This window comes from Flavobacterium sp. GSA192 (genome assembly GCF_006386525.1).
GTDB classification, from domain to species: domain Bacteria; phylum Bacteroidota; class Bacteroidia; order Flavobacteriales; family Flavobacteriaceae; genus Flavobacterium; species Flavobacterium commune.
In genome coordinates, this window is sequence record NZ_VAHC01000005.1 from 158,621 (window position 1) to 181,899 (window position 23,279).

Here is a 23,279-nt window from a genome sequence, read left to right on the forward strand (position 1 = left end):
AAGAGCCTGTCTTAACTAAAGACAAGCTCCTTTTTATTAGTAAATCAATAATCTATTCGTCGTCCGGTTCAATGTGAATCAGGACATGTCCTAATTCAGGGATTTCTTTTCGTAGAGTATCCTTTAAAATGTGAGCCAATTGATGTCCTTCTTTTACCGAAATTTCAGCACTTACAATTGCGTGTAAATCTACATGGTATTTCATCCCCGATTTTCTTATGAAGCATTTTTCGGTGTCGATAATTCCTTCTACCTGAGAAGCAACAACTCTAATATGTTCGATTAAATCATCATACAAATGTTCGTCCATAATTTCGCCCAGAGCGGGTCTGAAAATCAGGTAACTATTGTAAAAAATAAAACAGGAGGCAAAAAGTGCTGCCCAGTCATCAGCCGATTCATAACCTTTTCCTAAAACCAAAGCAATTGTAATTCCGATAAATGCTGCCACAGAAGTAATTGCATCACTACGATGATGCCAGGCATCGGCTTTTAACGAGGAACTATTGGTTTCGATGCTTCTTTTTATAACTAATTGAAAAGAATACTCTTTCCATAAAATTATAGCTCCTAAAATAAATAATGTCCAGGATTTAGGTAGTTCATGAGGTTGTTGAATATTGGCTATACTTTCGTAAGCAATAATGGTGGCAGAGGTAATTAAAAAACCAACAACCAAAAAAGTAATTAATGGTTCGGCACGACCATGTCCATAAGGATGATTTTCATCTGCCGGTCTATTGGAATACTTAATTCCAAATAAAACCAAAAACGATGCAAAAATATCCGTGGTAGATTCGATAGCGTCAGCAATTAAGGCATAAGAATTGCCAAAAAAACCTGCTAAGCCTTTTATAATTGCTAAGCAGGTATTTCCGATTAAGCTAAAGTAAGTTGCCTCAACGGCTTGCTGTTCTTTACTCATTTTAAATTTTATTCAACACGAACTATTTTAGCTCCAATGGCTCTTAAACGCTCATCGATGCGCTCATATCCTCGATCAATTTGTTCTATATTTTGTATTGTACTGGTTCCTTTTGCAGAAAGCGCAGCAATCAGTAAAGAGATTCCCGCACGAATATCAGGAGATGACATAGTAGTTGCCTTCAAAGTTGATTTAAAATCATGTCCAATAACTACCGCTCTGTGTGGGTCACACAACATAATTTTTGCTCCCATATCAATCAATTTGTCCACGAAGAACAAACGGCTTTCAAACATTTTTTGGTGAATCAACACATCTCCTTTTGCCTGTGTTGCCACAACTAAAACAATACTCAATAAATCAGGTGTAAATCCTGGCCAAGGTGCATCGGCAATAGTTAAGATTGAACCATCGATATCTGTTTTAACTTCGTATCCATTTTCGTGAGTTGGAATATAAATATCATCACCACGACGCTCTAAAGTAATACCTAATTTTCTAAAAGTATTTGGAATCAATCCTAAATTGTCCCAGCTTACATTTTTAATTGTAATCTCACTTCTTGTCATAGCTGCAAGACCAATCCAGGAACCGATTTCAATCATATCAGGAAGAATTCTATGTTCGCAACCTCCAAGACTTTCAACACCTTCGATAGTCAATAAGTTAGATCCAACTCCGGTAATTTTAGCCCCCATCGAGTTCAACATCTTACAAAGTTGTTGTAAATAAGGCTCACAAGCAGCATTGTAAACTGTAGTTGTTCCTTTTGCTAAAACAGCAGCCATTACAATGTTTGCAGTTCCTGTTACAGATGCCTCGTCCAAAAGCATATCAGTTCCTTTAAGACCTTCTTCAGGAGATTCTACACCATAAAAATGGTCTTCTCTATTGTAACGGAATTTAGCTCCTAAATTGATAAAACCTTCAAAGTGGGTATCTAATCTTCTTCTTCCAATTTTGTCTCCACCCGGTTTTGGAATATATCCTTTTCCAAAACGTGCCAAAAGCGGTCCAACAATCATTATAGAACCTCTTAGTGCTCCACCTTCTTTTTTAAAAGCTTCCGTTTCTAAATAATCAACATTTACTTCATCAGCCTGGAACGTTATTGATCCCGGAGCTTTTCTCTCGATTTTAACTCCAAGATTTCCTAAAAGGGTAATCAATTTATTAATATCAATAATATCGGGAATATTGTTGATTGTTACTTTTTCAGAAGTTAAAAGTACAGCACATAAAATCTGTAATGCTTCGTTTTTTGCGCCTTGTGGAGTTATTTCTCCTTTTAAACGGATTCCTCCTTCAATTTTAAAAATTCCCATATTCTTTTTTTAAGGTTCTGATTTACGAGATTCTAAGGTTCTAAGTTTCTTTAAAAACGACTTATCAGCTTAGATACTTAGCAAATTTATTGTTGATTTTTTTGATTATTATTTTTTTGAAAAGGCTTTTGTTTTCCCTGGCCTTTATTGTTTTTATTACTTTGAATTTTAGGCTGTCCCTGAGAAGAAGTTTTATTCGACATTCTTTTATTGGTACGCAATAAATCGGTTGTATTAATCAATTCTTCTGAACTTTGTAGCAAATTCAATTTACCTCCTGATAATTCATAAAGATGTTCAAAAATCACATCGTCCTTTACGGTATCTTTATTCCAACTCAAATAGGATTTCTTCATGTGATTGGCAATTACTTTTACCAAAGCACTTTTCATTTCCCCTTCTTCCCATTTGTTGGCAACATCAATCATGTATTTGATGTTGTTACCATAATAACGGTATTTTGGGAAATTCTGAGGATATTTTAAAGCATCCGGTTTTAATTGCAATACTTCTCTGGAAGGAATAGGGTAGGGAGATTGTACATCTAATTTAAAATCAGACATTATAAAAAGCTGATCCCATAATTTATGTTGAAAGTCAGGTACATCTCTTAAATGCGGATTCAAACTTCCCATAACCTGAATGATGTATTTGGCAGCTTTATTTCTGGTTTCAGCGTCTTCAATTTCAGTAGCCTGATCGATTAATTTTTGTAAATGGCGTCCATACTCAGGAATAATCAAATGCGATCTTTCGGCATTATACTCTAAATGATGCACAACATCATTCGCATTTTCTTTAATATATTTCTGATTCATACTTGATTTTTTTAAAGCTTTATTCTAAAAAGCTTACACTGGATTGTTTTATTTTTTTTGGAAAAATTACAATGAAATAATTCCTTCTATAGTAGAGACTTCGATGTATTTATCGATTACAGCCTGAGGACTTTCCATTTGAACATCAACTGAAACACTGGTGAATTTCCCTGTTTTTGATTGAGTGGTTTTTATAACCGCACCTAAGCAATTAAAGGCTTGTTCTACTTGTTTGATTTTTTCAACGTCAGTTGGTACAATAAATTTGAATAAATATATTGCAGGCCAAGTATTGCTTTTTTCTAATTCGGTTTTTAATCTATCGAAAAATTCCTCAGTTTTCTTATCCATTTTGTCTTTAAAAATAAAAGCAAATATACAGTTTCAATTCTAAAATAGGAATTCTGGGCTATGATTTTTAGCAAAATCGTGATTTTGATTCGCTATATTTTTCAAAATCTAAATTAGTTTGAGTAAGTTTGTTGTTGATGCTGCTTTTTTTCGAATAAAAAAGAAAAAAATACATTTAAAAAGCCGTTTTGATTATAAAAAACGAATTAACTTTTTTCAAAATTTGATGTCTGAAACTTTACAAATTCTAAAAAAATACTGGAACCACGATAGTTTTAGATTGCCCCAGGAAGAAATTATCGATTCCGTTTTAAACGGTCATGATACTTTTGCATTGATGCCTACAGGTGGCGGAAAATCCATTTGTTTCCAAATTCCTGCCATGATGAAAGAAGGAATTTGTTTGGTTATTTCTCCTCTGGTTGCCCTGATGAAAGATCAGGTTGCCAACTTGCAAAAACGTAACATCAAAGCCATTGCACTCACCGGTGGAATAAAAACGGATGAATTAATTGATTTACTGGATAATTGCCAATTTGGAAATTACAAATTCCTGTATTTATCTCCTGAACGTTTGCAGTCCGATTGGGTTTTGGAACGAATAAAAAATCTCCCTATCAATTTAATTGCCATTGATGAGGCACACTGTGTTTCGCAATGGGGACATGATTTTCGACCTTCTTATTTGAAAATTTCGAATCTAAAACTTCATTTTCCTAACATTCCTTTTCTGGCGTTAACCGCAACTGCTACTCCAAAAGTAAAAGAAGATATTATTAAAGAATTAGGTCTCGAAAATCCTAAATGTTTTGAAAAATCTTTCGAAAGAAAAAACATTGCTTACATGGTTTTTGAAATAGAAGACAAACTTTTTAGAATAAAACAAATTCTAAGCAAAAACCCGCAGCCTTCCATTATATATGTGCGAAACAGAAGAGCCTGCATCGATACTGCAGAGCAACTTAACTCTTTAGGTTTTAAAGCGACTTATTATCATGGTGGACTTTCGACCAAAGATAAAAACAATAATATGCAACTTTGGATGGAAGAAAAAGCGCTGGTTATGGTTGCCACTAATGCTTTTGGAATGGGGATTGATAAAGCCAATGTAAAAACGGTAATTCATATTCAATTGCCTGAAAATCTTGAAAATTATTATCAGGAAGCAGGTCGTGCCGGCAGAAACGAAGAAAAAGCCTTTGCTGTTTTGCTGACAAATCCATCAGATGTTGCGCAAACCGAAAATCAGTTTATTTATACGCTTTCTAATAAACAATTTCTGAAAGAGGTTTTTATCAAAATGTGTAATTATTTTCAAATTGCCTATGGCGAAGGTATTAATGAGCAATATTCTTTTAACTTAAACCAATTTTGCAACCGATATAAATTTCCTGTTTTAAAAACCTACAATGCCATTCAGTTTTTAGACCGACAAGGGGTGATTAGCTTATCACAGGAATTCTCAGAAAAAATAAGTTTGCAATTTATCATTCCTTCTAAAGAAGTCATTCGTTATACAAGTTTGAATCCTAACGACGAAGAAATTCTGCTGGCTATCCTGCGTACTTATCCGGGAGTTTATGATATGCAGACCAATTTTAATCTTCCGCTAATTGCCCGAAAATCAAAACACAGCGAAGCAGAAGTGCAAAACGTTTTAGAAAAACTGAAAGAAAAGGGGATTATCGATTATCATTCTAAAAATAACGACACTACTTTGATTTTTAACGAAATCAGGGAAGATGAAAGAACCATTAGCCGAATTGCCAAATACCTGGAAAATCAAAACCAACTAAAAAAAGAACAATTTGAAGCGGTTTTGAATTACATCAAGAAAGACAAAGTTTGCAAAAGCAAATTGATATTGGAGTATTTTGGCGAAAAAAAAGAAAGCAATTGCGGGATTTGTTCTTATTGTATTACACAGAAAAAGAAGAAAGAAAGCAAAGTTTCGCTTTCAGATGAAATACTAAATTTGCTAAAAACTGCCGATTTTAATTCTAGAGAAATTCAAATCAAGCTGAATAATCCTTCTGACGATGTTATCTTTGCACTTCAGGAATTATTAGAAAACGAAAGCATTCTGATAAAATCAAACAATAAATATAGCTTAAAACAATAATGGAAAAATTACGAATTGTATTTATGGGGACTCCTGACTTTGCGGTAGGAATCCTTGACCAAATAGTAAAAAACAACTATAATATAGTAGGTGTCATTACCGCTGCCGACAAACCGGCCGGTCGTGGACAAAAAATAAAATATTCGGCTGTAAAAGAATATGCTTTAGCAAATAATTTAAATTTACTGCAACCAACAAATCTAAAAGAGGAATCTTTCCTTGCCGAATTAAAATCGCTTAACGCTAATTTGCAAATTGTGGTTGCTTTTAGAATGTTACCAAAAGTAGTTTGGGAAATGCCTCAATTTGGAACATTCAACCTTCACGCTTCATTGTTGCCTAATTACCGAGGAGCAGCACCTATTAATTGGGCAATTATCAATGGAGAAACCAAAACTGGTGTTACTACATTCTTTATTGATGACAAAATAGATACCGGTGCCATGATTTTAAGTTCAGAAACTGAAATTGATCCGGATGAAAACGCAGGACAACTTCATGACCGTTTAATGAAGTTAGGTAGCAGTACCGTTATTGATACTTTAGCATTAATAGAAGAAGGGAAAGTTGTTACAACTATTCAAACAGAAGATGCCGATATAAAAACGGCTTATAAACTCAACAAAGAAAACTGCAAGATTGACTGGAGTAAATCTTCGTTAGAAATCAATAATCTGATTAGAGGTTTAAGCCCTTATCCGGCTTCCTGGTGCTTTTTTACGGACAAAGTTCAGGAATGGAATGTAAAAATATATGAAGCTAAAATAATCACTGAAAGCCATAACTTTAGTATTGGAGCCATCATTAGTTCCAAAAAAGAATTGAAAATAGCAACAAAAGATGGCTTTATACAAGTGTTAAATTTACAATTTCCGGGCAAAAAGAGAATGACAACAGCTGAATTACTTAATGGAATTTCGTTTTCTGAAGAGGCAAGAGTGCTATAAACCCAATAAAAATAAGGTGTGAGCACTTAAAAACTCCAAAAATAAGCAGTGTTATGAACAAAAAACAGAAGTTATTAACAAAATACTGTAAAATCAAAGAAAACACTTGCAGGGTCTGTATTTACTGCTAAATTTGTGTATCGACAATTTATTTTTAACCAACAATTAATAACTATCATTATGAACAAATCAGAATTAATCGATGCTATCGCTGCTGACGCAGGAATTACTAAAGCTGCTGCAAAATTAGCTTTAGAATCATTTTTAGGTAATGTAGGTGGTACCTTGAAAAAAGGTGGAAAAGTATCTCTTGTAGGTTTCGGATCATGGTCAGTTTCTCCAAGAGCTGCTAGAGACGGAAGAAATCCTCAAACTGGAAAAACAATTCAAATCGCTGCTAAAAACGTTGTGAAATTCAAAGCTGGAGCTGAATTAGAAGGAGCTGTAAACTAAGAAATAAGTTTCAAAATCCATCAATATAAAAAACCCTCATTTGAGGGTTTTTTTATGCTTTTTAACGATTATGTTTGGAGTTTTTTATTTTTTTTTCTTAAATTTAATAAAAACTTAAGTAGTCATGATTTCAGAAAAATTAATAAAAGGACAATTACTTATTGCTGAGCCTTCTATCATTGGAGATTCATCATTTAATCGATCTGTGATTTTATTAGCCGATCATGACAAAGATGGGTCGGTTGGTTTTATCATCAACAAACCATTAAAATACACCATAAACGATTTAATTCCTGAGATAAATTCGCGTTTAAAAATTTATAACGGCGGCCCAGTTGAGCAAGATAATCTTTATTTTATTCACAATGTCCCTAATTTAATTCCTAATAGCATCGAAATCTCTAACGGAATATACTGGGGCGGCGATTTTGAATCGACCAAAGAACTCCTTAACAGCGGACGAATCAACAAAAACAATATTCGTTTTTTCTTAGGTTATACCGGTTGGTCCGAAAGTCAGTTGCAATCAGAGATGGATGCTAATTCCTGGATTATTGTTTCCAATACCTATAAAAATAAAATTATAGGTAAATCAGCTGCTCATTTTTGGAAAGAACAAATTATTGAATTAGGCGGAGATTATTTAATATGGTCTAATTCACCTGAAAATCCGTATCTGAACTAAACTACAGCGACTATTTCTTCGTTTAGCTTAGTTAGTATTTCTTTAGAAAAATTCACGCCAAAAGTCTTTTTTCTATATTTAGTAATAGGTTGGATTCCTTTTATAACATTAGTAATAAACAATTCGTCGGCTTTTTGAAGTTCAAACGGAGAAATCACTTCTTCTACTACTTCAATCTCTGCAATAGTTTTTGCTAATTTTAAAATTTGTTTACGCATTACACCATTCAGACAGCCTTCAGAAACCGGAGGAGTAATCAGTTTGTTTCCTGACAACATAAAAAGATTTCCCTGAATAGCTTCCACTATGTTTTTACTGTCATTTAGCAACAGGCAATTATCTAAAGCGTTTTCATTTGCAAAAATACTTGCTGTGACATTCAGGATTCTGTTTGTAGTTTTAATTGAAGATAATAACTGTTTTGTAATGTAAAAATCCTTAAACAAATCCACTTCGTATTCTTTTTCCTCGAAAGAATAAGACACAGTTTCAATTGCTGAAGCATGAACTAAAAAAGAGATTGTGTTGTTTGTAGGTAGATAGTAACCACCATCGTTTCTGTAAACTGTAATTCGGGCTCTCGCGGAATTAGAAATCGATAATTTATCAGTTAATGAAAGTAATTGTTCTTCGAAATATTCCATGGTGAAATTCATTGGAATTTCCATTCGCACCACACGCATCGAAGCCATTAATCTGAAATAATGATCTTCTAAGTAAAGTACTTTTGAATTCACAATTTTAACCGTTTCAAAAACGGCATCTCCGTATAAAAAACCGCGGTTTTGTGTTAATATATTTGAATCTTGAGTTATTATAGTTCCGTTGAAATTAATCATAAAAAAAGCCCTGAATTTTGTTCAGGGCAAATATAAGTCATAAATATAGAATTTCACTATACAGAACCTAAGAGATGTTTTAAATCTGAAATTTGATTTTCCCATAATTGTTTGGCTTCATCAATTTCGTCTTCTTCGGCAAAATCAATAATCATCAAAGAAACGTCTTTAGTCAGCTCATCCTCTAATATGTGTAATTCAAAAAAATAATCAGTATCCTTGCCTGCTGGGTCAATCCATTTGAACTTTACTTTTTCTCCTGATTTTTTAGATGCCAATCTTGCTTTTTCTTCAGAATCATTCCAAATGAAGGTGAAAAACTCCCCTCTGGAATTCACGTCGTCAGCAAACCATTCAGACAAACCGGAAGGAGTAGAAATATATTGATATAATAATTGTGGTGAAGAATTTATAGGAAACTCAATTTCGTAACGTACTTTACTATCCATAGAGGCAAATTTATTTTTTTTTCGAATATATAGAATATAATGTCTAAAAAAAAACGTTTTTAAAAATATTTTTTTTCTTCATTTTATGCTTGCAGAGTTTAAATTTATTTCTATCTTTGCACCCGCAATCAGGAACAGTATTGACCTGAACATTTGGCGAGGTAGCTCAGTTGGTTAGAGCGCAGGATTCATAACCCTGAGGTCACGGGTTCAACTCCCGTCTTCGCTACAAAAAACAAACCCTTAAACATCAATTGTTTAAGGGTTTTTTATTGGGGTTTTGTTCTAAAAATACTGATTTTAAGAGGCAATTTTTAATTGTTTAAAGGATTATGAAATGGCTTATTTGGGCAGTAATTTATAGTGCGAAGATTCAATAAAAAAAGGTATAAATGACCTGAAAATCATTTATACCTTTTTCTTTGTCTAAAATGTTTGGCTTACAAGAACGATTGTATTGCTAAATCATAACTTTTTAGACCAAATCCTAATACTACGCCTTTGGCATTTCCGGAAATATAGGATTGGTGTCTGAAACTTTCTCTGGAAAAAGTATTGGAAATATGTACTTCTACAACCGGAGTGCTGATTCCTTTTACAGCATCACCAATGCCTACAGAGGTGTGTGTGTAAGCGCCGGCATTCAGGATAATTCCGTCATAAGAAAAACCAAATTCCTGTATTTTATCAATTAGTTCGCCTTCAATATTACTTTGGTAGTAGTTGAATTCTATAGTTGGGAATTTCGTTTTTAATTCTTCAAAATATTCTTCGAAGGTTAGACTCCCGTAAATCTCAGGTTCGCGTTTTCCTAATAAGTTTAGGTTTGGGCCGTTTATAATGCTAATTTTCATTTTTAATCTTTTTGTAAAAATAAAAAACCGTCCTGAATTATCGGGACGGTTTTTGTTTTTATTTTCTATGTTTTTTAGAACATGATACCGGCTGACAACTGAATTGTTGAGTTTTTAATATCAGCGTCTTTAGTAGCTTCAGTTAGTCCAAGTCCGTAACGGGCTTGAATAAATAGATTTTTAGTGATATTAAGTCCTAAACCTCCTACTACGCCAAATTCAAATGTTTTAGAATCTTCTAAATCAACATTGTCTTTTTCGCTTAGTAAGAAAGATGCTTGTGGACCCAGTTCAAGATTTAAACTTTTGCTCAAACCTATTTTTGCTACAACAGGAATAGAAAGATAGCCTAATTCATTTTTGAATTCTTCTACAGCATTTTTATAAGTAGCTCCCTGGGTAGAGTATAAAAGCTCTGGTTGGATGGCAAAACCATCTAATAATTTTACTTCGGCTACTAAACCTGCGTGGTAACTAGTGATAGATTCTTTGCTTTCGAAAGCAGGTGGAGTGTCACCATTTTGATTAGCAAAATTGGCACCTGCTTTAACACCAAAACGAATACTTTGTGCCTGTAAAGTTGTACTAAGACCTAATACTACAATGGCAATTAAGAATACTTTTTTCATAATACTTTTTTTATTTAAGATTCGAGACTGTAAATATAAACAGTTTGATGTTTATTTTATTGTGTTCTTTTGTGAAATAAGCATTAAATACTAATGAAACCGATTATGTATTGAAAGAAAAAACTTGTTTTTGGTGTTTTTTGACAATAGAGTTAAAAAATCACGGAATTAGGTGAGTGACTTGTTTTTAGTTTGTTGTAAATGAGTTATTTGTGTTTTTTGTTTTTCTGCTGGTTTTAGTGTCTTTAAGTTGGTTTTTTAACAATAATTTTGGTTTTATTGAGCTGATTATTGTAGGTTTGCACCTGAATTTTAACAAATATTAAAAATGAAAAAAATTATTTTGTCTGCTATGGCAGTATTAGCATTTACAATAACTAATGCGCAAGAAGTTAAATTTGGCGTTAAAGTTGGAGGTAACGTTTCTAGTTTAAATGTAAATGGAGGCGAGATTGGTGATATTGGTGTATTGAGGTTTAATTCAATTGTAGGTGTTCAAGCAGGTGGTTTTGCCGAAATTAAAGTAGCTAGCAATTTTGCTATTCAGCCAGAGGTTTTGTTTTCTACAGAAGGTTCTGAATTTGGCTTTGAAGGAACTGATGCAAAAATTAACCTTTCTTATGTTAATGTGCCAGTAATGGCTAAGTATTTTGCTTCAGAAAAAATTAGTTTACAGGTTGGTCCGCAAATTGGATTTTTAGTTGGTGCTAAAGGGAAAATGGGAGATGATAGTACTGATATTAAAGATAGTTTTAAGTCAATCAATTTTGGAGTTAATTTTGGTTTAGGATATGATATTAATGAAAAAGTTTTAATTGATTTTAGATACAATTTAGGGTTGTCCAATATTGCAGAGGAAGAATTTATGGGTGGTGATAGTAAAATGAAATCTTCTGCTTTTTCTTTGGCATTAGGTTATAAATTTTAATTTTTTAGATAATAATATTTAAAAAGACTATTCGAAAGAATGGTCTTTTTTTATGCTCGTAGTGTTCTTATTAAAATAATGTTAATAGTATTGTTGATAAGTTTTTAGTAGGATAAGTTTTTCTGTTTTGAATATTTGATAGTTTTATGTTAATAAATTACTAATTTAACAACTTAAACTATGAAAAAAATCATTTTAACAACAGCGGCAATTTTTGCATTTGGATTTGCAAATGCCCAAAGTGGAGCTTTTAAATTAGGAGCTCATGTAGGTTTACCTACCGGAGATATGAAAGATATTAGTTCTGTGAATTTAGGAGCTGATTTGGCTTACACTTGGAGTGTAGCCGAAGGTTTAGATGCAGGTATTACTACAGGTTATACTACTTATTTAGGAAAAGATGGGTGGGATGATGCTAGTTTTATTCCTGTAGCAGCAACAGCACAATTTACTTTGACTAATAATTGGTTCATTGGAGCTGATTTAGGTTATGGTATTGGTGTTAATGATGGTAACGAGGGAGCTTTTATGTATCAGCCTAAATTTGGTTATCAAATGGAAAAAGCAGGCCTTTATGTTGCTTATAAGGGATTTTCTAAAGATGGATTTACTGTTTCATCAATTAATTTAGGTGTAAACTTTAAATTATAAATCTAAAATATTTTTAATGAAAACCTCTTCTGAAAAGGAGAGGTTTTTTTATGTCTGTAAAAGTCGTTTATTTGTAATATGAATTGGAATTCTTATATCAAAAGTTATCAATCTTATCTTAAAATAGAGCGTGGTTTGTCAAAGAATACCGTTGCTAATTATTCTTTCGATATTGAACGATTGTGTTTGTTTCTCTCTGAAAACAATATTGAAGTTTCTCCTTTAAAGATTGCTGAAGAAACGATTCAACAGTTCATCTACACTATTTCCGACCAATTGAATGCACGTTCACAGGCCAGAATTATTTCAGGATTGAATAGTTTTTTTAGTTATTTGATTTTTGAGGATTATCGTGCTGACAATCCAATGGAGTTGATTGAATCGCCTAAAATAGGACGAAAATTACCCGATACTTTAGCGGTAGAAGAAATTGATGCCTTGATAGGGGCTATTGATTTGTCTTCGAATGAAGGAGAACGCAATCGCGCTATGTTAGAAACATTATATGGTTGTGGTTTGCGGGTTTCGGAGTTGGTTGCACTCAAAATATCTGATTTGTTTTTTGATGAAGGGTTTATCAAAATTACCGGAAAAGGAAATAAAGAACGCTTTGTACCTATTGCTAATTCGACGAAAAGATTCATTCTTCTTTATAAGGATCATGTAAGGGTAGATGTTCCTGTCAAAAAAGAGCACAGTGATGTCTTATTCTTAAATAGAAGAGGGGCGCAATTGACAAGGGCGATGGTTTTTACGATCATCAACAATTTAGCAACCAAAATCAATTTAAACAAGAAAATCAGTCCACATACATTCAGGCATTCTTTTGCGACACATCTACTGGAAAATGGTGCCGATTTGCGGTCTATTCAGTTGATGCTTGGACATGAATCAATAACTACTACTGAAGTTTATTTGCATTTGGATCGAACATTTTTAACCGAAGTATTGGAGAGTTGTCATCCTCGAAAAAACATGTAGTTAAATTCCAATCCCGAAACTTCGGGACAAATTCCAATATCTTCTTGAGTCCAACAAAAAAAAACTCCAAATTCCAACAGTGTTTATTGGAATTTGGAGTTTAATCCCGATGCTATCGGGATTGGAATTTTATGTCTTATTTAGCAATATTTACTGCTCTGGTTTCTCTAATTACAGTTACTTTTACCTGTCCTGGGTAAGTCATTTCGGTTTGGATTTTTTGCGAAATTTCGAAAGATAAAGTCGCAGCATTATCATCAGAAACTTTTTCGCTTTCTACAATTACACGTAATTCTCTACCAGCTTGAATTGCATAAGCATTTTTAACTCCGTTGAATCCGTAAGCTACTTCTTCCAGATCTTTCAAACGTTGAATGTAAGAATCTAATACTTGTCTTCTTGCTCCCGGTCTTGCTCCTGAAATAGCATCACAAACCTGAATAATTGGAGATAAAAGAGATTTCATTTCAATCTCGTCGTGGTGTGCTCCAATAGCGTTGCAAACCTCTTCTTTTTCGCCATATTTCTCAGCCCATTGCATACCTAATAAGGCGTGTGGTAAATCACTTTCAGTATCCGGCACCTTTCCGATATCGTGTAATAAACCGGCTCTTTTTGCCAGTTTAACGTTCAATCCTAATTCGGCAGCCATCAATCCGCAAAGTTTAGAAACTTCACGTGAGTGTTGTAATAAGTTTTGTCCGTAAGAAGAACGGTATTTCATACGTCCTACTACTTTTATCAATTCCGGATGTAAACCGTGAATTCCTAAATCGATAACGGTGCGTTTACCCACTTCGATAATTTCATCGTCAATTTGTTTGGCAGTTTTAGCAACCACTTCTTCAATACGTGCCGGGTGAATACGTCCGTCAGTTACTAATTTGTGTAATGAAAGACGGGCAATTTCTCTTCTAACCGGGTCAAAACAAGAAAGGATAATGGCTTCCGGAGTGTCATCAACAATGATTTCTACTCCTGTAGCAGCTTCTAAAGCTCTGATGTTACGACCTTCACGACCGATAATTCTACCTTTTACATCGTCAGATTCAATATTGAAAACAGAAACGCAGTTTTCTACCGCTTCTTCTGTTCCAACACGTTGAATAGTGTTGATGATGATTTTTTTAGCTTCTTGCTGAGCGGTTAGTTTAGCCTCTTCGATTGTATCCTGTATGTGAGACATGGCTGTAGTTTTTGCTTCAGCTTTTAATCCTTCGACTAGTTGTTCCTTAGCTTCTTCGGCTGATAAACCGGAGATTAATTCTAATTGTTGTAGTTGGCTTTTGTGTAGCTTGTCAACTTCTGCCTGTTTTTTGTCTAAAACTTCAATTTTAGCTTCAAATTCGGCTGTTTTTTTCTCAAAATCATCGTTGACTTTTTTAGCTTTAGATAATTCGTTAGAAATCTGAGATTCTTTGTCTCTGATTCTTTTTTCTACTTCTGCTACTTTTTTGTCACGAGCCAAAATCACTTGTTCGTGCTCTGATTTTAATTCGATAAACTTCTCTTTTGCCTGAAGAATTTTGTCTTTTTTTATGTTTTCAGCTTCAAAGTTAGCGTCTTTCAAAATAGAAGCAGCTTCTTTTTTAGCGTTTTTAATTAGATTAGAGATGTTGCTTTTTTCTATGATTTTGGCAATGCCAAATCCTATTGCAATACCTATAATTCCCGAAATGATAATCGTTAATATGTCCATGTTTGTTTAAAAATTAATATATAAAAAAAAGCCTACATTAAGTTGTTTGTATAAACTCGTGAAGACAAGTTTTGAGCTAACTCGCTGTTCAAGCTTCCAAACTGAATTGGCTTGCTATAGTAACGATGATTTGCTCATTCTAAATTGTTAGTGTTGAGTTTACCAAATAATTAACTAATGTAGGCAGTATCTTAGTTGTTAAAGAACGTTGTTTTTTAAAGATTTTCGTCTAAAATAGCATTAATTTTCTGAATTCTATCAATAGTTTCATCTCCATTGATAGCATTGTCAATCTGTTTTTGCTCTACCTGCGATGCAAATTGCAAAGCACACATGGCTAAAACGTCCTGTTTATCGCGAACGGCATAATTTTCTTCGAATTGCTTAATCATATTATCAATTTTTTTAGAAGCACTTCTAAGACCTTCTTCCTGTGAGGGATCTACCGTTAACGGATAGACTCTGTCTGCAATTGATATTTTAATTTTAAGCTTTTCGTCCATTGTTTATACTAATCTGATAACTGTGCTATGCAGTAATCAATTTCACGAATTAATGAATTTATTTTAAGCTTTGTATCTCTTTTGTTTTCGTCACTACCTAATAATGAATTGGCCATTTTAAGTGTTTCATACTGTGCCTTTAACGCTTCAATCTCCTGAGATTGTTTTTGTATGATTTGAGCAGATTTATTTAATTCGATAGTTAAATCCTGATTGTTTCGTTCTAAATTTTTTAATTTTAGAATAAGCTTTTCAACTTTATTTTCAAGAGTATCAATTATTTCTGCAATTACACTCATTATAAATCCTATTCATTACTTAATATTACAAATTTAGTATTAGTTTTTATTATTGCAATATTTTATTGTTTTTTTTATTATAAAATAATCAAAATGTTGTGTAGTAAATGGTTACAAAAATACTTTTTTTATAAAGCATTCCGAATTAGTTTTTTTATCTTAGCAAAAATGATTCGCATGAGATTTTTCCTTTTTTTTCTACTGATTTCTAGGGCAGTTATAGCTCAAACTACTTATCCAAAAGATTATTTTCAGTCTCCATTAGAGATTCCGATGCAATTATCGGGGAATTTTGGAGAATTAAGACCCAATCATTTTCATGCCGGTTTTGATTTTAAAACTTTACAAAAAGAAGGTTTAAATGTGCTGGCGGTGGCTGATGGTTATGTTTCCCGTATTAAAATTTCTCCTTTTGGAAACGGAAAAGCTATTTATGTTAATCATCCTAATGGTTATACTACGGTGTATTGTCATTTGCAAAAAGCTACCGGAGCAATAGCCGAATATATTAAAAGCACTCATTATAAGGAACAAAATTTTGAAATTGAAATGTTTCCAAAAGCTAACGAATTAGTAGTTAAAAAGGGTGAAATTATCGGTTTATCAGGAAATACAGGTTCTTCTGAAGGACCGCATTTACATTTTGAATTCAGGGATACTCAAACCGAAAAAATTATTAATCCAATGTTGTTTGGGTTTGATAAAAATTTCAAAGACATCAAAAAACCAATAATTTCCGCGGTTTATGTTTATCCGTTAGAAGGAGCTACGGCTAATCAATCCAAGCGTCCATTGTTATTGAATTTAAATTTGCAAAAGGACGGAACGTATTTAGCCACAAAGGTTTTGGCTAATGGGAAAATTGGTTTTGGAATTACCGCTGATGATTATGATAATGTTTCTTTTAACAAAAACGGAGTTTATAAAGTTCAGTCTTATTTGAATGGAAAAGCCGCTTTTGGTTATCAGTTTGACACCTATTCCTTTGACGAAATGCGATACATAAATGCTTTGATTGATTATTCGCGTTATAAAAAAACATATCAAAGAGTTCAAAAATTGTTTATGAGTTCTCCTTTTAATTTGAGTATCATAAAAAAGGATGCTGACAATGGGATTGTAAATGTTATTCCTAATTTGAATTTAGTGTATCGAATTGAAGTTGCTGACTTTTTTGGAAACACCACAGTCGTGAATATTCCGATTGCTTTTGATTCATCTGTTCCGGTTATTGGGCAAGAAGTTATTGCTTCTAATTATTTTGTTAAATCCAAAAAGGACAATATTTTCTCTAAAGAGAATATGACGGCCAGTTTTCCGGCGGGAACTTTTTATGAAGATTTTGCAATGAATTTTGCTGTAAACGGTAATTTTTTAACGCTTCATGATGATAGCGTGCCGGTTCATTCCAGTTTTGAAATCGCTATAGAGAGTGATAAATATACTGAGGAACAGAAGAGCAAAGTGTATATAGCCAGTTTGAGTTCCGGTGGGAGTTTAGGTTATAATACTACATTTTTCAAAGGAAATCTTTATAGCACTAAAGTGCGCTCTTTGGGTAAATATACTTTAGCAATGGATACTACTCCGCCTGTAATTACAATTGCAAAGCCCATTGAAGGACGTTGGCTGAGTGCCGAAAAATCGATTCAACTTTTTATTAGAGATTCAGGTTCGGGTATAAAATCATACAATGGTTATTTGAATGGCAATTGGATTTTATTTGAATACGATGCAAAAACCAGAAAAATCACTCATAATTTTAGTGACGGGATTGTTGCCGAAGGAGCTAATGATTTAAAAGTTGTAGTAACCGACCAAGTAGGGAATGCAACTACATTTGAAAGCCGTTTTTTTAGAAGTCAAAAATAAAAGTGAGTATTTTGAACGATAAACTAGCTTTTGTTTTGGTATTCTTTTGTATTAGTTTTTCTTCTTTGGCGCAATTGGCCAGAGTAAAGGGAACTTTGCTTGATGCCCAAAATAAGCCTGTAAGTAATGTCAATATTTCGTTTTTAGGGCATTCGACCCAATCTAATGCAAAAGGTTTTTATACCATTAAAGTTCCTGTAAATAAAACAATCAATCTTGTTTTTAGTCATCTGACGTTTAAAAAAACGACTATTGCTTTATTGTTGAAAAATTCGGAAGATTACGAATTGAATTTGGTAATGAATGAACACGAAGAAGAAATAGGCGAAATCATCATTACAAAAGATAAGAAAAGTCAAATTCAGGGAATTACAACAATCGCACCTGATGTAATCAAGAAGTTGCCAGGAGCTAATGCCGGAATCGAAAATGTATTGAAAACGTTAGCCGGAGTGAATTCAAACAATGAATTGAGTACGCAATATTCGGTTAGAGGTGGAAATTATGATGAGAACTTGGTTTATGTTAACGAAATAGAAGTTTATCGTCCTTTTTTAATTCGTTCCGGGCAACAGGAAGGTTTGAGTTTTACGAATACTGATTTGGTTCAAAATGTCAATTTTTCGGCAGGAGGATTTCAGGCTAAGTATGGCGATAAATTAGCTTCGGTTTTGGATATTACTTATCGGAATCCAACTCAGTTTGCAGCTGCTTTTGAATCGAGTTTTCTTGGCGGAAGCCTTGCTGTTGATGCCATATCTAAAAATAAAAAATGGACTGCTGTTACAGGAGTTCGTTATCGAAACAATAGCCTTTTGGTGAAAAGTCAGGAAACGCAAACGAATTATACACCTTCTTTTGTGGATGTTCAAACCAATGTTAATTTTAATGCTTCCGCAAAATGGCAATGGAGTTTTCTGGGGAATATTTCTCAGAATAAATACAATTATCAGCCTTTGATAAGAAAAACAAGATTTGGAACCATAGATCAGCCCATGGTGTTGACAGTGTTTTATGAAGGACAGGAAAAAGATAAATACGACACCTATTTTGGAGCTTTGAAAACGACTTTTCAAGCTTCTGATAAGTTGAAGTTGAAGTTTATTGGTTCGGTTTATCATACTTTGGAACAGGAATATTTTGATATTTTGGCACAATATCGTTTAGGAGAAAATGATGTAACTATTGGAAGTGAAACATATAATGATGTTTCTTATACCAGCGGAATTGGAACACAGTTAAATCATGCACGAAATGATTTGGATGCCATGATTGTAAATGCCGAAGTAAAAGGGGGATATGATTGGAAAAACAGCAATTTTGAATTTGGTGTGAAATATACCAGAGAATCTATTCGGGACAGGGTAGTGGAGTGGGAAGTAATTGATTCGGCAGGATTTTCGATTCATCCGCCAATTATCAATTTTGCCCCCAAATACGAACCTTATACTTCTTTTACAGGCCCGTTGGTTCCGTATCAAAGTGTGTTTGCTGTTAATTTTAATACCATCAATCGGTTTTCGGCTTATGCACAATGGAGTGCCAAAACTAATCTGGAAAACGCACAACTTTGGTACACGGCAGGTGTTCGAATGCAAAATTGGGGAATCACAGGAACAAACGCTGATTCTTCGACAAATTCACAAACGGTTTTTAGTCCCAGAGTGCAATTGGCTTTAAAACCCAATTGGGAAAAGGATATGATTTTTAGAATTTCCGGTGGTTATTATTATCAGCCGCCTTTTTACAGAGAACTCAGGGATGCCGGTGGATCGGTTCAGCCTAATGTAAAATCGCAACAATCGGTTCAGCTGGTTCTTGGAAATGAATATGATTTTAAAATGTGGCAACGCCCTTTTAAATTGGTTTCGGAGTTGTATTATAAATCACTCAACGATGTTAATACTTATACAATTGACAATGTCAGAATACGTTATGCTGCAAATAATGATGCCAAAGCTTATGCACAGGGATTGGATTTGAGATTAAATGGGGAATTTGTTCCCGGAACTGAATCATGGTTTAGTTTTGGCTATCTTAAAACAGAAGAAAATACCAATAACAAAGGTTATATTGCCCGACCAACAGATCAAAGACTGAAATTTGCTGTTTTGTTTCAAGATTATATGCCTAGTATTCCCAGTATGAAAGTGTATTTGAATTTGGTTTACAATACGGGATTGCCCGGAGGTTCCCCTTCTTATGCTGATCCTTATGTTTATCAAAATCGGTTGAATGATTATCGTAGGGCTGATATTGGTTTTTCAAAAGTTTTAACTGATGGAAACACAAAAAAGAAGCATTGGTTAGGCAATTTTAAAGAATTGTCTATTGGTTTGGAAATATTCAATTTGTTTAATAATCAAAACGCAATTACTAATACCTGGGTGCGTGATGTTTATTCGAAAAATGAATATGCGGTACCTAATTATATGACTACAAGAATGTTCAATTTGAAATTGAATGCTAAATTGTAATAAAGCAATTGTTTCGGGAGTTTTATTGTTGTAGGATTATGTCATAAATTAAGTTTAAAATTCAAAAGCATTTTTAAAAATCATTACATTTGAAAATATTTTAATATCACATTCGTATGAAAGCACTACCTATAGTCTTGATAAATATAGCCATCTTACTTTTGGTGAGTTGTAAAAAAGAAGTAGAAAAACCCAAAGTGATTTATAATTCTACTAACAACGATAAGTCGATGACTAAAATAGATTCGACTCAGATTGCTATTGCTGATTTACCAATTCAGATGGAAGGAACAAATTATTTGATTCATCCTGTTGGCGATTTAAGAGTCTATGAGAAAGGGACAAAAGTTAAGTATGGTTCTTCCAGTGTGATCGATTTGAGTTTTACAGTTTCTAATTTGGGTGACGATGAAATTACGGGTTATTTGCAAAATTTAAAGTTTCAAAAAATAGATTCTGATTCGATAAAATCATTAACTGATAAGCCTGCTTTGATTTTGACAGTTACGTATTTAAAAGCGATTGCCGATAAAACCAACAAGCAAATTTTAGTATATACCATGTATGATGTGGATACTAATAAGGATGGAAAATTAGATACAAGCGACATTAAATCTTTGTATTTGAGTGATATCAGTGGAGAAAATTTTACTAAAATTTCGGCTGATTTTCAGGAGTTAATCGATTGGAATTTAATCGAATCTAAAAATCGTTTGTATTTTAGAACGGTGGAAGACACCAACAAAAACGGGCAATTTGATAAAAATGATGTAGTACAATACGGCTACATTAATTTATTGGCTAAAGATTGGGAAGTTGTAAATTACGAACCTATTTAGTAGTTTTTAAATCAAAATATCGCTTTCTAAATCTGATTTTTCAATTGTAAAATCAAATCCTAATTCTTTTACTAACTGGATTACCAGGTTTTTGTACCAGTTTTCGGATTTAGGGTGAATGTAGATTTTCTCAATTAACTGATTGATATCTACATTGATTTTTAGACCATCATTCAGTTTTATTTTACCATCTGTAACATCAGTAATGATGCGTACTTCGCGTTCGTACTGAAAACTTTTTCGTTTAAACAGAAAAGGAAAGAATAAATCATCAAAAGGAATGTATTCTTTCTTGTAATCGATATAATTTACTTCGCCTATATATTGTTTAAAATTATTCTCAGGATGCAAGGCTTTTTGCAATCTGCCAATGGTGGATTGAATGGCAAGACCTTCACTGTTTTGGGTGAAAATTTGCCACATGGCAAAAGATTCGTATTCGTTAATGTGCCAGCTGCTAATGGCTACTTTTTCCCGATGTGTTTTGTAATAATTGATGAAATCAGGATTGTCAATGGCTAATTTCTTGATTTCTTCGTAAGTAGGTTCGCTAAAAGTGCCTTCGTATTGATCTTCAAATTTGTCCGAACGGGACATGAATAACTTTTGCGAAAGCAATAAATCTAAAAACTTTGATAAATCCAGATATTTCCAAACTATAGTTTCGGTATCTTCAGGAAGTTTGATATTTGGATTATTATGATACATTTTTTTAGATTTAAAATGGTTGTATAAAGGTATTATTCGTTTTTTGAATCTAAAATAAAGCGGTATTAAATTTCGATTATTTATTCGAATGATTGCATGGAAACTAATTTGTTATAAGTACCATTTAATGCAATTAATTCTTCATGTGAGCCTTGTTCTACTATCTTTCCTTTTTGCATTACCACAATCGTATCTGCTTTTTGAATGGTTGAAAGACGGTGCGCAATTACAATCGAAGTTCGGTTTTGCATCATGTTTTCCAGAGCTACTTGCACTAGTTTTTCGCTTTCAGTATCCAAAGCAGATGTTGCTTCGTCCAGAATCATAATGGGTGGGTTTTTTAATACAGCACGCGCGATAGACAGACGTTGTTTTTGTCCTCCTGAAAGTTTGTTTCCGCTATCGCCAACATTGGTGTCAATTCCTTTAGGTAAGTCTTTTACAAATTCATAAGCATTGGCAATTTTTAAAGCTTCAATAACGTCTTCATCAGTTGCTTCCTGTTTTCCAAATTTGATATTCTCTTTGATAGAGCCATTGAACATTATGCTGTCCTGGGTTACTAATCCGGTTAAGCTGCGCAAGGAATTCATAGTAACGTCTTTAATGTTGTGACCGTCTATTTGTATTTCACCATTTTTAACATCGTAAAAGCGTGTTAATAGATTAGCAATAGTACTTTTTCCACTTCCGGATTGTCCCACTAAGGCAACGGTTTTTCCTTTAGGTATAGTGAGGCTGAAGTTTTTTAATACGGCTTCATCTTCATAGGCAAACGTAATGTCTTTCAGGATGATTGCATCATGAAATCCATCTAATGTAATAGCGTTAGGTTTGTCTTTAATTGTATTTTCGACTTCTAATACTTCAAAAACACGTTCGGCAGCTGCTAAACCATTTTTGACTTGATAAGACGCTTTAGAAATGGCTTTAGCCGGTGTTAAAATGTTGTATGCTAATCCAATATAGGCAATAAATAAAGAACCGTCCAGTGATTTATCGACTAAAACTAAATTTCCACCGTAAAAAAGTAAAATAGAAATTACAATTATCCCTAGAAATTCAGACATTGGCGAAGCTAAATTGTTCTTCTTTCCAATACTATTAGTTATTTGGTATAATCGATTGATGGAATTATTAAAAGTTTGGGTAAAGAAACTTTCAGCATTGTATCCTTTTACCACTTTTAATCCCGATAATGTTTCTTCGACAATTGAAATCAGATAACCGTTTTCTTGTTGCGCTTTTACTGATTTTCCTTTTAAAGATTTTCCGATTTTAGAAATAATATATCCCGAAACTGGAATGAAAAATAAGACAAACAAAGTTAGTTTCCAGCTAATGTTTATCATTGCGACCAAAGAGAATATGATGGTCAAAGGTTCTTTTACAATTAGTTCCAATACCATGAAAAAGGAGTTTTGTACTTCGTTGATGTCGCCTAGCATTCGTGCCATTACATCTCCTTTTCTTTTTTCAGAATAGTAGGGAATAGGTAAAGACACAATTTTCCTGAACATTTTTTCACGTAAATCTCTAAGAACTCCTGTTTTTAATTTGGTTAAATGTTGAAGTCCTAAATACCCAAATAAATTTTTAAATAAAAAGGTAATAACTACTAAAGATACCGTTAGTAGTAGTGCGTAATTAGGACCATATAATTCTGAATAATGGTTTACATAATAAAAAAGAATATGATTCAAATAGGTATCTATTTCAGATAATCCCTGATATTGAGGTAATTTGGTTATTTTTTCTCCGTTATCAAAAAGTACTTTTAGTACAGGAAAAATCATAACCATTCCTATTGTTCCAAAAAGTGCATATAAAGTATTGTGAATAATGTTCCACACAATATGTATTTTGTACTTTTTTGCAAAAGGAATAATTTTTTTTAAATTTTGATCCATTATGTAGTTTTTTAC

23 protein-coding genes, 1 tRNA gene and 1 other RNA gene are annotated in these 23,279 nt (G+C 33.3%); 11 read left to right on the plus strand and 14 right to left on the minus strand.

Annotated features, from left to right (window positions below; translation table 11 throughout):
- Positions 1 to 52: 52 nt before the first annotated feature.
- The 4 genes from FDM27_RS11605 to FDM27_RS11620 all read right to left on the minus strand — a co-directional run bounded on the left by FDM27_RS11605 (position 53) and on the right by FDM27_RS11620 (position 3,419).
- A complete protein-coding gene (locus tag FDM27_RS11605) occupies positions 53 to 925 on the minus strand; it encodes a cation diffusion facilitator family transporter (RefSeq protein ID WP_071183518.1) in 873 nt (290 codons plus the stop codon).
- Between the two features lie 8 nt (positions 926 to 933).
- On the minus strand, positions 934 to 2,250 hold the full coding sequence (gene murA, locus FDM27_RS11610; protein ID WP_071183517.1) for a UDP-N-acetylglucosamine 1-carboxyvinyltransferase: 1,317 nt from the start codon (positions 2,248 to 2,250) through the stop codon (positions 934 to 936).
- Positions 2,251 to 2,336: 86 nt separating this feature from the next.
- On the minus strand, positions 2,337 to 3,068 hold the full coding sequence (locus FDM27_RS11615; protein WP_140486671.1) for a DUF4290 domain-containing protein: 732 nt from the start codon (positions 3,066 to 3,068) through the stop codon (positions 2,337 to 2,339).
- A gap of 66 nt (positions 3,069 to 3,134) precedes the next feature.
- Positions 3,135 to 3,419 (minus strand): DUF493 family protein, encoded by a 285-nt coding sequence (locus FDM27_RS11620; RefSeq protein ID WP_071186062.1) that lies wholly within the window; start codon positions 3,417 to 3,419, stop codon positions 3,135 to 3,137.
- 226 nt (positions 3,420 to 3,645) lie between these two features.
- Here FDM27_RS11620 and FDM27_RS11625 point away from each other — a divergent pair, with 226 nt between their 5' ends.
- From FDM27_RS11625 to FDM27_RS11640, 4 genes are all read left to right on the plus strand, one after another.
- Positions 3,646 to 5,541, plus strand: a complete 1,896-nt coding sequence (locus FDM27_RS11625) for an ATP-dependent DNA helicase RecQ (protein WP_140486673.1) — start codon at positions 3,646 to 3,648, stop codon at positions 5,539 to 5,541.
- Positions 5,541 to 6,488, plus strand: coding sequence for a methionyl-tRNA formyltransferase (fmt, locus tag FDM27_RS11630; RefSeq protein ID WP_140486675.1), 948 nt, complete (start codon positions 5,541 to 5,543; stop codon positions 6,486 to 6,488). The genes FDM27_RS11625 and fmt overlap by 1 nt, the downstream gene beginning before the upstream one ends.
- 180 nt (positions 6,489 to 6,668) lie before the next feature.
- Positions 6,669 to 6,941 (plus strand): HU family DNA-binding protein, encoded by a 273-nt coding sequence (locus FDM27_RS11635; protein WP_071183513.1) that lies wholly within the window; start codon positions 6,669 to 6,671, stop codon positions 6,939 to 6,941.
- A 124-nt stretch (positions 6,942 to 7,065) separates the two neighbouring features.
- Entirely contained in the window at positions 7,066 to 7,626 is a 561-nt protein-coding gene (locus FDM27_RS11640; RefSeq protein ID WP_071183512.1) for a YqgE/AlgH family protein, read from the plus strand.
- On the opposite strand, the gene FDM27_RS11645 is transcribed toward FDM27_RS11640, so the two are convergent.
- Both FDM27_RS11645 and FDM27_RS11650 read right to left on the minus strand, forming a co-directional pair.
- Positions 7,623 to 8,465 (minus strand): aminotransferase class IV, encoded by an 843-nt coding sequence (locus FDM27_RS11645; RefSeq protein WP_140486677.1) that lies wholly within the window; start codon positions 8,463 to 8,465, stop codon positions 7,623 to 7,625. The two genes, FDM27_RS11640 and FDM27_RS11645, sit on opposite strands and share 4 nt — an antisense overlap.
- Before the next feature lie 56 nt (positions 8,466 to 8,521).
- On the minus strand, positions 8,522 to 8,914 hold the full coding sequence (locus tag FDM27_RS11650; protein ID WP_071183510.1) for an START-like domain-containing protein: 393 nt from the start codon (positions 8,912 to 8,914) through the stop codon (positions 8,522 to 8,524).
- A gap of 155 nt (positions 8,915 to 9,069) precedes the next feature.
- Between FDM27_RS11650 and FDM27_RS11655 the strand changes: the two genes are divergently transcribed.
- Positions 9,070 to 9,143: transfer RNA gene (locus tag FDM27_RS11655), tRNA-Met, on the plus strand.
- 211 nt (positions 9,144 to 9,354) lie between these two features.
- On the opposite strand, the gene aroQ is transcribed toward FDM27_RS11655, so the two are convergent.
- Together aroQ and FDM27_RS11665 are read right to left on the minus strand one after the other, a co-directional pair.
- The gene (gene aroQ / locus FDM27_RS11660) at positions 9,355 to 9,768 is read right to left on the minus strand and encodes a type II 3-dehydroquinate dehydratase (protein ID WP_071183509.1); all 414 of its coding nucleotides are present in this window, start codon (positions 9,766 to 9,768) and stop codon (positions 9,355 to 9,357) included.
- A 74-nt stretch (positions 9,769 to 9,842) separates the two neighbouring features.
- Positions 9,843 to 10,397, minus strand: coding sequence for a porin family protein (locus tag FDM27_RS11665; protein WP_071183508.1), 555 nt, complete (start codon positions 10,395 to 10,397; stop codon positions 9,843 to 9,845).
- Between the two features lie 328 nt (positions 10,398 to 10,725).
- Here FDM27_RS11665 and FDM27_RS11670 point away from each other — a divergent pair, with 328 nt between their 5' ends.
- From FDM27_RS11670 to FDM27_RS11680, 3 genes are all read left to right on the plus strand, one after another.
- Entirely contained in the window at positions 10,726 to 11,325 is a 600-nt protein-coding gene (locus tag FDM27_RS11670; RefSeq protein WP_071183507.1) for a porin family protein, read from the plus strand.
- A 180-nt stretch (positions 11,326 to 11,505) separates the two neighbouring features.
- Positions 11,506 to 11,976, plus strand: a complete 471-nt coding sequence (locus FDM27_RS11675) for a hypothetical protein (RefSeq protein ID WP_071183506.1) — start codon at positions 11,506 to 11,508, stop codon at positions 11,974 to 11,976.
- Positions 11,977 to 12,054: 78 nt separating this feature from the next.
- The gene (locus tag FDM27_RS11680) at positions 12,055 to 12,957 is read left to right on the plus strand and encodes a site-specific tyrosine recombinase (protein ID WP_140486679.1); all 903 of its coding nucleotides are present in this window, start codon (positions 12,055 to 12,057) and stop codon (positions 12,955 to 12,957) included.
- Positions 12,958 to 13,093: 136 nt separating this feature from the next.
- Here FDM27_RS11680 and rny read toward each other — a convergent pair whose 3' ends face one another.
- The 4 genes from rny to FDM27_RS11700 all read right to left on the minus strand — a co-directional run bounded on the left by rny (position 13,094) and on the right by FDM27_RS11700 (position 15,458).
- Positions 13,094 to 14,656: a ribonuclease Y gene (gene rny, locus FDM27_RS11685; protein ID WP_071183503.1), complete on the minus strand. Its 1,563-nt coding sequence runs from the start codon at positions 14,654 to 14,656 to the stop codon at positions 13,094 to 13,096.
- 52 nt (positions 14,657 to 14,708) lie between these two features.
- A non-coding RNA gene (gene ssrS, locus FDM27_RS11690) (6S RNA) lies at positions 14,709 to 14,815 on the minus strand.
- Positions 14,816 to 14,871: 56 nt separating this feature from the next.
- A complete protein-coding gene (locus tag FDM27_RS11695; RefSeq protein ID WP_071183502.1) occupies positions 14,872 to 15,159 on the minus strand; it encodes a cell division protein ZapA in 288 nt (95 codons plus the stop codon).
- 8 nt (positions 15,160 to 15,167) lie between these two features.
- On the minus strand, positions 15,168 to 15,458 hold the full coding sequence (locus FDM27_RS11700) for a hypothetical protein (RefSeq protein ID WP_071183501.1): 291 nt from the start codon (positions 15,456 to 15,458) through the stop codon (positions 15,168 to 15,170).
- 177 nt (positions 15,459 to 15,635) lie between these two features.
- On the opposite strand from FDM27_RS11700, the gene FDM27_RS11705 reads away from it, so the two are divergent.
- The 3 genes from FDM27_RS11705 to FDM27_RS11715 all read left to right on the plus strand — a co-directional run bounded on the left by FDM27_RS11705 (position 15,636) and on the right by FDM27_RS11715 (position 20,646).
- Positions 15,636 to 17,330 carry a M23 family metallopeptidase gene (locus FDM27_RS11705; protein ID WP_140486682.1) on the plus strand — a complete coding sequence of 565 codons (1,695 nt, stop codon included), beginning with the start codon at positions 15,636 to 15,638 and terminating at the stop codon, positions 17,328 to 17,330.
- An 8-nt stretch (positions 17,331 to 17,338) separates the two neighbouring features.
- On the plus strand, positions 17,339 to 19,807 hold the full coding sequence (locus FDM27_RS11710) for a TonB-dependent receptor (RefSeq protein ID WP_181161668.1): 2,469 nt from the start codon (positions 17,339 to 17,341) through the stop codon (positions 19,805 to 19,807).
- A 116-nt stretch (positions 19,808 to 19,923) separates the two neighbouring features.
- On the plus strand, positions 19,924 to 20,646 hold the full coding sequence (locus FDM27_RS11715; protein WP_071183499.1) for a hypothetical protein: 723 nt from the start codon (positions 19,924 to 19,926) through the stop codon (positions 20,644 to 20,646).
- A 6-nt stretch (positions 20,647 to 20,652) separates the two neighbouring features.
- On the opposite strand, the gene FDM27_RS11720 is transcribed toward FDM27_RS11715, so the two are convergent.
- Both FDM27_RS11720 and FDM27_RS11725 read right to left on the minus strand, forming a co-directional pair.
- Positions 20,653 to 21,354 (minus strand): DUF2971 domain-containing protein, encoded by a 702-nt coding sequence (locus tag FDM27_RS11720; RefSeq protein WP_071183498.1) that lies wholly within the window; start codon positions 21,352 to 21,354, stop codon positions 20,653 to 20,655.
- 80 nt (positions 21,355 to 21,434) lie between these two features.
- Complete coding sequence (locus tag FDM27_RS11725) at positions 21,435 to 23,264, minus strand: ABC transporter ATP-binding protein (protein ID WP_140486684.1); 1,830 nt, start codon at positions 23,262 to 23,264, stop codon at positions 21,435 to 21,437.
- Positions 23,265 to 23,279 lie beyond the last annotated feature (15 nt).